We start from the raw sequence: 11,251 nt of genomic DNA on the forward strand, positions 1-11,251 counted from the left end.
CACACCTCACCGCTCCTCCTCCCCGCACGTCGTGAACACCCTTGAAAGGAAACACCGTTCGTGATCGACAACACCGACCCGGCCGGCCGGGACACCGAGGACAACGGCCTGTGGATCCGCAGGTTCCACCCGCGCCCCGACAGTGACGTCCGGCTGGTCTGCCTGCCGCACGCCGGCGGCTCCGCGAGCTTCTTCTTCCCGGTGTCCCAGGCCATGCCGGAGTCCGTCGAGGTGCTGTGCGTGCAGTACCCCGGGCGCCAGGACCGCCGCAAGGAACCGCTGATCGACAACATCCCCGACCTCGCCGACCGGGTCTTCGCCGCCCTGCTGCCCTGGGCGGAGAAGCCGTTGGCGCTCTTCGGGCACAGCATGGGCGCCACGCTCGCGTTCGAGATCGCCCGGCGCTTCGAGCGCGAGCGTGGCACCGTCCTCGCCGGTGTCTTCGCCTCCGGCCGCCGTGCGCCCTCGGCCCCACGGCACGAGACGGTGCACGAGCGCGACGACGAGGGCATCCTGCGCGAGCTGAGGAGCCTGAGCGGCACCAATACGCAGATCCTCGGCGACGAGGAAGTCCTGCGCATGGTCCTGCCGGCCATCCGCGCCGACTACCGTGCCGCCGAGACGTACACCTACGAGCCGGGGGAGCCGCTGCGCTGCCCGGTCGTCGGCCTGACCGGTGACGACGACCCGAAGGTCACGGTGGCGGAGGCCAGGGCGTGGGGCGATCACACCGACGGCGCCTTCGACTTCCACGTGTTCCCCGGCGGCCACTTCTTCCTGGCCAACCATCAGAGGGAGATCAACCGGCTGATAGTGGACCGGCTCACGACGCGGGCCGGGAACGCGCCCGTGGCGGGCTGAGGACGCCCTCGGGCCGCGGACCTGTGACCGCGGCCCGGAACCGGCGCGGTTTCCCGCCCGAGCGCGCCGACGGCCCTTCGTCCGGTATGTGCCGGTCGAAGGGCCGTTTCCGTTGCCGGGACCGCGGCGGTGCCGGGCGCAGTCGCCGAGCCGCTACGAGGCGACGTCGGTCTGCGGCTTGCCGTCGTGGGAGGTCCAGCCCGTGAACGTCTGCTTGCCCGCACCCTGCTGGCGGGCGGTGCTCAGCTTCCCGTCCATGCCGAGGACGACCGCGACCGTGCGGCCCTGCGCGTCCTGGGCCATGCCGGGCGTGCCGCGGTGGGTGATGCCCGGACCCTGCCACGGGCCCGGACGCCCCGAGCCGGCGGACAGCCGGATGCCGCCCTTGCCGTCGCGGTCGGCGAGCACGGTGGTGGTCCCCGACTGGGCGATGGCGACACGGCCGTAGCCGCCGAGCGGCTCGCACTGGGCCGACACCCGCCAGCCGTCGTCCGCCGGCCGGTCGGCGACGACCACGCGGGAGGTGTCGGGCTGGCGCATGGCGACGCGCATGCCGCCGCCCTGGAGCGGAACCAGGGTCAGCGGGCCGGTGACGGCGGGCAGCCGCGTCGGCTCCGCCATCTGCGGGGCACCACCCGGTCCCTGCGACATCCAGTGGTGCACGGTCTTGGTGTCGGCGGCAACGACGTGGATCCGGCCCTGGCCGTCGAGGGCCGCGTCGAGACCGTCGTGCACGTTGACGCTCGCGCCCGTCGTGGGCAGCGCGTCCCAATCCGTCCAGCCCTTGCCGCCGGGGCCGCTGCGGAAGGCGACCCCGCCGTCGAAGGTGCGGACGAAGACGTGGACCGTGCCGTCCTGGTCGGCGACGGCGACGGGGTAGCCGACCTCCATCGAGCGCTTGGGTTCCGACTCGGGCGAACCGAGGCTTTCCCAGGGCCCGAAGGCGGGGGCACCGCCGGTCGCCTTCCCGGTCTGCAGGGCGGTGACGATCTCGCGCCGGTGGGTCCGGTCCTCCGTGCCCTCGGCGCCCGGCTTGCCCGCCGCGTCCCGCCGGTCGCCCTTGGGGACGGCCGGCAGCACCGTGCGTATGGAGAACAGCTGGAGCTTGCCGTCGGTGTGGCGCACCGCCTGCACCTGGCCCTCCAGCATCGAACCACCGACCGCGGTGGGCGAGGACCAGACGCCGGTGCCGGCCCGGGTCTCGGTCCAGCACTGCGCGGCACCGTCGAGGAGCGCGAACGCCGCGAGGCGCCCGTCGGGCAGCGGCTGCACCCAGCGCGTGGTGCCCGGGGCGCGGTGGCGGCAGTTGTTCGACCAGCGGACCTTCTTGGAGCGGGCGCCGACCTTGCGGTCGCCGCAGCCCGCGGGATCACCGCAGTCCTTGCCGTCGGCCCAGCCGTAGAGGTCGAGGAGCTTGACCTTGCGGTTGGTGGTGGCCTTGTCGAGGTTGCTGGGCAGCTGGGAGACCTCGTAGCCGATGTAGCTCTCCACGGCGGTGGGCCGGGAGTGCTTGCGGCCCCAGTACTCGGCGAGCGCCGCCTGGGCGAAGAACGCGGAGGTCGTGTGGTCCTGGTGGTCGTAGTGGGATATGCCCTCGGGTATCAGCGGCGTATCGGGGAAGTGCGGCTGCTTCGGCAGGTGCGTCGGGTTCGGGTCGAGGGTGCGGACCACGGTCGGCTGATAGCGCTCGAACACCGCGACGAGCGTGTCGATCAGGTGCTGACGCCCGTACTGGAAGGTGCGCCCGACCGGCGTGCCCGTCGGCCGCAGCGTCGTCAGCCGGGGGACCGCGCCGAGCCACAGACCGCGCAGGCTCTCCTTGCGCGGGTTCCGCATGGTCCGCGCCTCGATCAGCTCCAGGAAGATCAACTGGACCTGGGGGGCGGCGCGCAGCGTCTGGACCTCGACCTCGAAGCCGGGCAGCAGCGTGAGCGTCTCCACGTCCCACGGGCTCAGCGCGTTGCCGGTCGCCATCACGGCCGTCGCCTCGCGGAAGCCGTTGACTCTGGCGCGTACGAACTCGGGACGCTTCTCGGGAAGCTTGTGGTAGTCGCGGGCGCCGGAGAGCTCATTGCGGCCGTCGGACTCGCCACCGGTGAGGCAGACCGTCACGGACGGGGCACCGCTGCGGACCGACTGCTCCAGCTCCGGGTTCATGAAGTACAGCGAGTCGTCGGGGTGCGCGATGACGTGGACGAAGGACTCGGACGTCACCACCTTGGCGTTGCGCGCCGGGGCACCCTTGGAGCCGTTCTTCTTCGCGTCGGGAGCCAGCCACTGCCAGGCTCCCACGGCGCCCGTTCCGACGACGATCCCGCCGCCGGCGACCTGAAGCACGCGTCGACGAGGTATGTGCCCTGGCACAGGTGTCCCCCCACTACTTTCCTGCGCCGAGCGAGCGCGGAGTCATACGAGCAAAGCGAAAGGGGTGATGAGAACTCATCACCCATGGATCATGAGTTCGATCCTACGATTCGTGATCTGCTGTTTCCCTGCTGTTTTGTAACAGCCGTACGTCGGCCGGATGTAGGTTCCAAGGCGATTCGGCAACATGACCCGCTGTTCGTCATACCGGTTACCGAGGGTTGCGCGCCGGTCGCGGAGCCGATGCGAACGGGCGCCGGACACGCCTCGGGGACGGAGGTCCGGGACCGGGGTGAAAGACCCGAAAAAGGACCTAGGTCCGGGACCAAGGTCCGGTCCGGGACCTACGGACGGGACTCACGGTCGGTACGGGACGAACCCGGCCGCTCCCGCCCGCAGGGTGCGCAGCACACCGGCCCCGGATCGGCGATCCGCCGGTCGAGGCTGACGCGCGCCCCCGCACGCCGGGACCGGAGGGCGACCCGCTGCCAAAGTCGTACCGGCGCATACTTTGGAAGGAGCAGGGTCGGCCACGCGGCCGTGCGCGAGGATGTGTGCCCATGGCAGACGACGCGAACACCGCGAACCCCTCCGAGCTGGTCGCCCTCCTCGGCCTGCTGCCCCACGTGGAGGGTGGCTGGTACCGGGAGACGTGGAAGACCTCCGGCGGGGCGCTCCCCGACGGATACGACGGCCCGCGGGCCTTCGCGACCGGGATCTACTTCCTGCTCCACCCCGGCGAGGTGTCCCGCTGGCACCGCGTCCGCTCGGACGAACTCTGGCTCTGGCACCGGGGCGGCCCGCTCCGTATGCGGCTCGGCGGCAGCGGCCACGCGCCGGACGAGGCGGAGGCGGCCGAGGTGGTGCTGGGCGACGGAGTCGAGCGCGGCGAACACCCTCAGTTCCTCGTCCCCGCCGGCACCTGGCAGTCCGCCGAGCCCGCGGGCGACGCACCGGTCCTGGTGACGTGCGTGGTCGCCCCGGGCTTCGACTTCGCGGACTTCGAAATGGCGTGAACGGCCCGGGGGAGCACCCTCGGACCGAAGTGCGGCCACGACCGGACGCGGCGCGGCCGCCCGCCTCCCCCCCCACGGGCCCGCCGACCCCCTACCCCGGTATCACCCCGGTTCGAGCCCGTGGTGTGACGCCAGGTCACCCCATCCCTCCCTACCTTTCCCTCCGTCACACCACAGGACGAGGGAGAGACATCCATGCGCCGCTTCAAGCGCACGCTGGTCGCCGCCGCGCTCGCGACGACCGTCATCGCGGGTACGGCGGGCTGGGCCACCGGCAACGAGCAGACCGCGGTCACCAGTCCGCCCGCCGGCACCGCCGCCTGGCGCGCGGACCACTTCCTCCACCGGAACCTGCCCGACCCGGCGACCGCCGCCCCGAGCGACATCGCCGCCTTCTTCGCCGGCCTGCCCGCATCCGCGCGACACGAGCTCGCCGCCCGCCACCCCCTGGTCGTCGGCAACCTCGACGGCGCTCCCGTCACCCTGCGGTACGAGGCCAACGCACGGGCCCTCACCGCCGAGCGCGCCGCCGAGCGGTCCCGCGTCGCCGACACGCGACTGCCACGCGCCGAACGGGAGGCCGCCCGCGAGCGGGCCGACCGCTGCACCCGGCTCCTCGCGCCCGGCCGGCAGATCCTCGCCTTCGACCCGCGCGGCCGCGGCCAGCTCGCGGAGGTCTACGGCGACTGGTCCGCGGCGCGCCGCACCGCCGTCGTCGTCCCCGGCTCGGACATCGACCTCACCTCCTTCGACCGTACGAACGACCCCTACGGCGCCCCGGCGGGCATGGCCCGGGCCCTGCGCGCCGAGATGACCCGCCAGGCACCCGCCGTCCCCAACGCCGTGATGGCCTGGGCCGGTTACACCACGCCCGTCGGCGTCGGGCTGGACTCCGCCACGGGGCGGCTCGCGCAGGCCGGAGCCCCGCGGCTGGAGCGCTTCCTCGCCGGGCTCGGCGCCCCCCACGCACCGGCGGTCTTCTGCCACAGCTACGGCTCGGTCGTCTGCGGCCTGGCCGCCCACGCCCTCGACGGCAACCGGGCCGCCGACCTCGTGATGCTCGCCAGCCCCGGCGTACGGGCCGACTCCGCCGCCGCGCTCCACACCGGCGCGCGGGTGTGGGCGACCCGCCGCAACGACGCGGACTGGATATCCGACGTCCCCAACGTCCGCTTCCTCGGCCTCGGTCACGGCGCCGACCCCACGTCGGCGGCGTTCGGCGCCCGCCCCGTCCCCTCCACCGGTGCCCACGGCCACTCCGGCTACTTCGCTCCGGGGACGGACTCGCTGCGCAACTTCGCGAGGATCGCCCTCGGCCGGCCAGTGGGTACCGCGTACGCCGTGTCCGGCGGATCCGTGTGAGCGGTAGCTGGGGGTGCCCCCAACGGGCTGAAGGCGGCTGAGCCCACCCACAATCAGCCCGTCCGGCGCTTGAGGACGCGCCCGCAGGGCACCCGCCGCCGCAGGCGGCAAGGACGACCCGCAGCCGAAGACCCGCCGGATGACAGCGGCGCCACTTCTCAGACCTGAGGCGGATGCCGCCCCCGTGCCGCCTTGACTAGCTTAATGATCATGATCGGAAAGACACGGAAAACATCGCGACGGTCGTTCGTGGCAGCCGCCCTGCTGACCGGCCTCGCCCTGTCCCAGGCCCCGGCGGCCGTCGCCGCGCCCGCGCCACCCGTCGCCGAGGTCCCCGCGCCCGCCACCAAGACGCCTCTCGGCACCAAGACCCTGCACCTGGTCGACACCTCGCGCCGCGACCCGTGGAAGCCCGCCGCCGGCAACCGCGAACTGATGGTCACCCTCTGGTATCCGGCGCTCCCCTCGCGGAACAGCCCGGCACCGTACGTCTCGAAGTCGCTGTCGAAGGCGTTCCTCGGCAGCGACGCGCTCGCCGGTGTACGGACCCACTCCGTCACCGACGCGCGCCCCGCCCCCCGGCCCCGGCCGCTGGTCGTCCTGTCACCGGGCTTCGGGATGAGCCGCATCACGCTGACCGCCCTGGGCGAGGACCTGGCGTCCCGCGGCTACGCGGTCGCCGCGGTCGACCACACCTACGAGGCACCGGTGGAGTTCCCCGGCGGCCGCATCGAGAAGTGCGAGATCTGCGAGACCAGGGACCTCGCGGGCGTCGCGCGCAACCGGTCCAAGGACCTCCGGTTCGTCCTCGACCGGCTGACCGCCCCCGGCAGCGAACTGCGCGTGGACGCCCGGCACATCGGCATCGCCGGGCACTCCATCGGCGGCGCGAGCGCGGTGCGGACGATGCGGGACGACCGGCGCGTGGACGCCGCGGTCAACCTCGACGGCGACTTCTTCACCGAGTCGCCCGCCGACGACACCGACCGTCCGGTCCTGCTGCTCGGTGCCCAGCGCGGCAGGTCCGCCAAGGGCAGCGACTGGCAGGAGAACTGGGAGCACCTGACCGGCTGGAAGCGCTGGCTCGACGTGGCCGACGGCGGTCACTTGACGTTCACCGACGTGCCCTGGATCGCGGACCGCTTCGGCCGGCCCTCGCAGATCCCGCCGGAGCAGGTCCCCGGCCAGCTGGGCACCGTGGGCGGCGTCCGCGCGACCGCGCTGACACGGGGCTACGTCGCCGCCTTCTTCGACCGGCAGTTGCGCGGCAGGCCGAGCCCGCTGCTCGACCGGCCGTCCGCGGCCTTCCCCGAGGTCGCGTTCCTGAAGTGACGCGGGGAGGACGCGGGGGAGGGGTATAGGTGGTGCCACCTTCAATCCGGGTACCAGCGGGATCGATCGTGATCGTCGTGGACAGGAACATCGAAGGCGTCCGGAAAACGCCCCAGGAGGATCGATGTTCGAGTTCACGACGTCGCGGTGGATCCGCTCCGCCCTGACCGGCGCGGTGACGACGGCGATCGCCGCCGCGGCGGTGCCGGCCACCGCCGCCGTCGCCCGCATCCCCGCCCCCACGCCCGTACCGGAGCGCTACGCCGCGCAGAGTCTCGCGTGGAAGCCCTGCGAGGCCGGTTCCTCGCTGGAGTGCGCGGAGATGACCGTCCCGCGCGACTGGCACCACCCCGGCGTCGGCGAGGACCTGACCGTCGCCGTCTCGCGGCAGCGGGCCGGCGACCCGGCACGGCGGCGCGGGGTGCTGATGATGGCGGCCGGCGGCCCCGGCGGCATGGGCCTGCTGAGGCCCGCCACCCTGGCCGAGAACGCGCCGAAGGTGAGCGCCGTCTACGACATCGTGGGCTTCGACCAGCGGGGCGTCGGCCGCAGCACCCGCGTGCGGTGCGAGACCGACGCGGAGTTCCAGGACTACTTCTCGGGCGACTCCCGGGACCGCTCCCCGGCCGCCGTCCGGCGCACCCTGGACAACGCCGAGAAGTTCGTGGACAGCTGTCGCGACCGCAGCGGCGACCTGATGAACTACATCACCACCGACCAGACCGTCCGCGACATGGACCTCTACCGCTCGCTGCTCGGCGAGCGGAAGGTCTCCTACTACGGGCCGTCCTACGCCACGATGATCGGCGCCTACTACGCCACGGAGTTCCCGCAGCGCGTCGAACGGGTCGTCCTGGACAGCAACATCGGCTTCGACGGCACCTGGGAGAAGTTCATGCTGGGCCAGCCGCTGAGCTTCCAGCGCCGGTTCGAGCAGGATTTCCTGCCCTGGCTCGCCACCAAGGACGACGTCTATCATTTCGGGCGCACGGCCGCCGAGGCCGGGGCGAAGTGGGAGAAGCTCCGCCGCTCGCTCGCGGACCACCCGCTGCCCCTCGGCGGAGGGAGGACCGTCGACCCCAACGGGCTCGACGCCGCCACGACAGGAGCGATGTACGGGGCGCGGAACTTCCCCGACCTGGCGAGGACCCTCGCCGCGCTGGACCACTGGGACCGCGCGACACCCGAGGAGCGCAAGCTCGTCGAGGGCGCCTTCGGCGAGTCACCCAGCGCGGACTTCTTCGCCCAGTTCTTCTCGGTGACGTGCAGCGACACCCCGTGGAACCGCGACACCGGCCACTGGGTGAAGCGGAGCGCCACCGACGGCGAGAAGTACCCGCTCGCCGGCGCGCGGGAGCTCTCGTACACCGCCGTCTGCGCCAACTGGCCGGACAGCAAGACCCCGAGGATCAAGGTCACCGGCAAGGGCCTCCCGCCCGTCCTGATGATCAACTCCCTGCGCGACCCCGCCACGCACTACGAGGGCGCGCTGGGCGCCCACCGGGCCCTGCGCGGCTCGCGCCTGGTCACCGCCGGCGGCGGCGACCACGTCCAGTACCTGGGAGGCAACGCCTGCGTGGACGGCATCGTCGACGACTACCTCCTCAAGGGCGCGCTGCCGGCCCGCGACACGACCTGCGAGGCCGGCTCTCCGCCCGTACCCGGGGAACGCTAGGCCGTCTTATCCGCACCACCGCTGCGCGGCGGTGTCCTCAAGCGCCGGACGGGCTGAAGCCGAGCCCAGCCCAATCAAGCCCGTCCGGCGATTGAGGACGCGCCCGCAGGGCGCCCGCCGCCGCAGGCGGCAAAGAGGACCCGCCCCGCCGCAGGCGGCCAGGCGGCGAAGACGGCCCGCAGCCGAAGCCCCGCCGGACACCCCAGTCACAGCTGTCGCTCCACCAGGTACTCGGACAGCGCGACGAGTTCGCCGACCGCGTGCTCCGCGAGCGGCACCCCGCGCAGGCACGCGTGAGCGGCCGCGGCGTGGCGCCGGGCCTCCGCGAGGGCGAAGGCCCGTCCGCCGGCCTCCTCGACGAGGTCGGCCGCGCGGCGGGCGTCGGCCTCCTCCACCGGGCCGCCCGGGCCGAGCAGGGCGGCCAGCCGGCGCCCGGCGGCGGGGTCGAGGGCCATGGCGGCGAGGACGGGCAGGGTCTTCTTCCGCCGGCGCAGATCGCTGTGGACCGGCTTGCCGGTGGTGAGCGGGTCGCCCCAGATGCCCAGCAGGTCGTCGACGGCCTGGAACGCCAGCCCCAGCTGCCGCCCCGCCTCCGCGAGCGCGCCCACCAGCAGCGGCGGGGCACCGGCGAGAACGGGGCCCAGAGCCGTCGCGCAGCCCAGCAGCGAACCCGTCTTGCGGCCCGCCATCGCACGGTACTCGGATATGCCCACGGCGTCGGGTCCCACCCAGGGCCGGGCCTCGAACAGCAGGTCGTCGGCCTGTCCGTGGACCAGTTCGCCCAGGGCCTCGGCGAGGAGGCGCACCGCCTCGCCACCGTGCTCGCCACCGGTCCGCGCGAGGGTCTGGACGGCGAGCGCGAACAGCGCGTCGCCCGTCAGCACCGCGGGTCCGGTGCCGAACGCCTTCCAGGCGGTGTCCCGGTGCCGCCTGCGCTCGTCACCGTCCATGATGTCGTCGTGCACCAGCGAGAAGGTGTGCACCAGTTCGACGGCCACGGCGGCGGGCACGGCGACGTCCCCGGCCGCGCCCACGGCCTCGGCACCCAGGACGGCGAGGGCCTGCCGGACGCCCTTGCCGCCGGGGGCGGCGCTGGGAGTGCCGTCGGCGTCGCACCAGCCGAGGGAGAAGGACGCCATCCGGCGCGGCAGCGGGTGCAGACCCCGCACGGCGGCTCTCAGGGCGGGTTCGACCAGAGTCCGGCAGCGGACGAGCGCCGGGGGCGCGGACACCTGCAGACCGGTCTGCGACGTCATGGGCTTCTCTTCCTGTCAGGGGGACTCGGTACGAGCGGGGAACGGCGGTGTCAGCGGACCGGGCCGGCGCCGGCGGGCACCAGGCCCAGTTCCGCGCGCGCCTTGTCGACCATGTCGCGGGCGTGGTGCAGGCCGATCCGGCTGAGCGTGCGGTGCAGCTCGTCGAGGTCGGCGGCGGTCTCCGCGAGGTCACGCCCCAGCCGGGCCCGGGACTTCACGAGCCCGAGCCGGGCGAGCGCCTCGCCCCGCGGCTCGCCCATCGCCCGGAACTCCTCCAGGGCGCCGCTGTAGCACTCCTCGGCCTCCGGGTAACGGCCCGCGCGGAAGAAGACGTTGCCGCGCATCTTGTGGTTGTAGGCCAGCGCGCTGACCAGCCGCATCTCCCGGCACGTGGACTCCGCCCCGGACAGCAGCTCCAGCGCCCGCTCCACCTCTCCGCGCAGCGACAGCACGTCGGCGATGCCCCGCAGCGCCCACGCCCGGCCCCGGGCGTCGTCGGCCCCGCCCGCGATCTCCGCCGCCTCCTCGAACATCGCGAGCGCGGTGTCGTACGAACCGGTGTTGCGGTGCATCTGCGCGATGCCCTCCAGCGCCCACACCGTGTGCCGGGCCTCGCCGCGCCGCCTGGCCTCCGCCAGCAGCTTCTCGTGCAGCTCGCCGACGGCCTGGTAGTCGCCCTGGATCCGGCCGGTCTCGGCGAGCCCGGCGAGGGAGTAGCCGCGGGCGACGATGTCGCCGCCGCGCTCGGCGAGTTCGGCGGCTATGCCCAGCCACCGCCGGGCCAGCGCGAGGTCGCCCCGCTGGCGGGCCAGGGTGCCACCGCTCCACACCGCCCACGCCATCGCGCCCTGGTCCCCGGCGCGCCGCGCCGCCCGGTAACTGGCCTTCCACGCCCGCTCGGCCTCCACCACCCGGCCCAGCCGCCGGCTCGCCTCCGCGACGGCGAGCCAGGCGTGCGCCGACTCCAGGTCGCCACCGCTCACTTCGGCCACGCGTCGCTGCTCGACGGCTCTGGCCAGCACCTCCTCCAGCGACGCGTTGACCGACAGGTCGCCCAGGGATCCGCGGTACTCGGGTGCGAATGCCTTGCCGTACATCGTTGCCTCACTTCGGGATCGCTCCGCGGAACGATGACGCTCCACCGGTGATCACGAAGCTATGACGTGCCGGCGTGGAAGTAGTCAGCCCGAGAGCCGGTGTGCCGTACATCTGTGGTCCGGTGCCGGAAGCGAAGATCATCCGAGAGATGTACGGGCACGCCCTCCTCATGTAGGGGGCGGCGGGCCGGACGCAGCCCCGGCGAACGGGCTGCTGTGCTGTGTCCTCAAACGCCGGACCGGCTGAGAGGCGGCTGAGCCCAGCCCAATCCAGCCCGTCCGGCGTTT

Annotated in this window: 8 protein-coding genes; 5 read left to right on the plus strand and 3 right to left on the minus strand. The window is 73.3% G+C overall.

Going from position 1 to position 11,251, the window contains the following annotated elements; translation table 11 throughout:
• The first annotated feature begins 60 nt into the window (after positions 1 to 60).
• Positions 61 to 861, plus strand: a complete 801-nt coding sequence (locus J7E86_RS22150; RefSeq protein WP_308312678.1) for an alpha/beta fold hydrolase — start codon at positions 61 to 63, stop codon at positions 859 to 861.
• Between the two features lie 153 nt (positions 862 to 1,014).
• Here the strand turns inward: J7E86_RS22150 and J7E86_RS22155 are convergent, their stop codons facing one another.
• Positions 1,015 to 3,198 (minus strand): PIG-L family deacetylase, encoded by a 2,184-nt coding sequence (locus J7E86_RS22155; RefSeq protein WP_308312679.1) that lies wholly within the window; start codon positions 3,196 to 3,198, stop codon positions 1,015 to 1,017.
• A 587-nt stretch (positions 3,199 to 3,785) separates the two neighbouring features.
• Between J7E86_RS22155 and J7E86_RS22160 the strand changes: the two genes are divergently transcribed.
• The 4 genes from J7E86_RS22160 (at position 3,786) to J7E86_RS22175 (ending at position 8,610) form a co-directional block, all read left to right on the plus strand.
• On the plus strand, positions 3,786 to 4,241 hold the full coding sequence (locus J7E86_RS22160; RefSeq protein WP_215083488.1) for a cupin domain-containing protein: 456 nt from the start codon (positions 3,786 to 3,788) through the stop codon (positions 4,239 to 4,241).
• Positions 4,242 to 4,436: 195 nt separating this feature from the next.
• On the plus strand, positions 4,437 to 5,603 hold the full coding sequence (locus J7E86_RS22165; RefSeq protein ID WP_215083489.1) for an alpha/beta hydrolase: 1,167 nt from the start codon (positions 4,437 to 4,439) through the stop codon (positions 5,601 to 5,603).
• A gap of 210 nt (positions 5,604 to 5,813) precedes the next feature.
• Entirely contained in the window at positions 5,814 to 6,935 is a 1,122-nt protein-coding gene (locus J7E86_RS22170; RefSeq protein WP_215083490.1) for an alpha/beta hydrolase, read from the plus strand.
• 124 nt (positions 6,936 to 7,059) lie between these two features.
• Entirely contained in the window at positions 7,060 to 8,610 is a 1,551-nt protein-coding gene (locus J7E86_RS22175; RefSeq protein ID WP_215083491.1) for an alpha/beta hydrolase, read from the plus strand.
• Between the two features lie 206 nt (positions 8,611 to 8,816).
• Here the strand turns inward: J7E86_RS22175 and J7E86_RS22180 are convergent, their stop codons facing one another.
• Both J7E86_RS22180 and J7E86_RS22185 read right to left on the minus strand, forming a co-directional pair.
• Positions 8,817 to 9,866 carry a polyprenyl synthetase family protein gene (locus J7E86_RS22180; protein WP_215083492.1) on the minus strand — a complete coding sequence of 350 codons (1,050 nt, stop codon included), beginning with the start codon at positions 9,864 to 9,866 and terminating at the stop codon, positions 8,817 to 8,819.
• Between the two features lie 50 nt (positions 9,867 to 9,916).
• Complete coding sequence (locus J7E86_RS22185) at positions 9,917 to 10,963, minus strand: tetratricopeptide repeat protein (protein WP_215083493.1); 1,047 nt, start codon at positions 10,961 to 10,963, stop codon at positions 9,917 to 9,919.
• Positions 10,964 to 11,251 lie beyond the last annotated feature (288 nt).

Origin of the sequence: Streptomyces sp. ISL-11, assembly GCF_018614525.1 — a bacterium.
GTDB lineage: Bacteria > Actinomycetota > Actinomycetes > Streptomycetales > Streptomycetaceae > Streptomyces.

Bases quoted from the DNA above. Each gene is read 5' to 3' on its own strand.
- J7E86_RS22175 (WP_215083491.1), top strand. From the start codon at position 7,060: ATGTTCGAGTTCACGACGTCGCGGTGGATCCGCTCCGCCCTGACCGGC.
- J7E86_RS22180 (WP_215083492.1), bottom strand. From the start codon at position 9,866: ATGACGTCGCAGACCGGTCTGCAGGTGTCCGCGCCCCCGGCGCTCGTC.
- J7E86_RS22185 (WP_215083493.1), bottom strand. From the start codon at position 10,963: ATGTACGGCAAGGCATTCGCACCCGAGTACCGCGGATCCCTGGGCGAC.
- J7E86_RS22170 (WP_215083490.1), top strand. From the start codon at position 5,814: ATGATCGGAAAGACACGGAAAACATCGCGACGGTCGTTCGTGGCAGCC.
- J7E86_RS22165 (WP_215083489.1), top strand. From the start codon at position 4,437: ATGCGCCGCTTCAAGCGCACGCTGGTCGCCGCCGCGCTCGCGACGACC.
- J7E86_RS22160 (WP_215083488.1), top strand. From the start codon at position 3,786: ATGGCAGACGACGCGAACACCGCGAACCCCTCCGAGCTGGTCGCCCTC.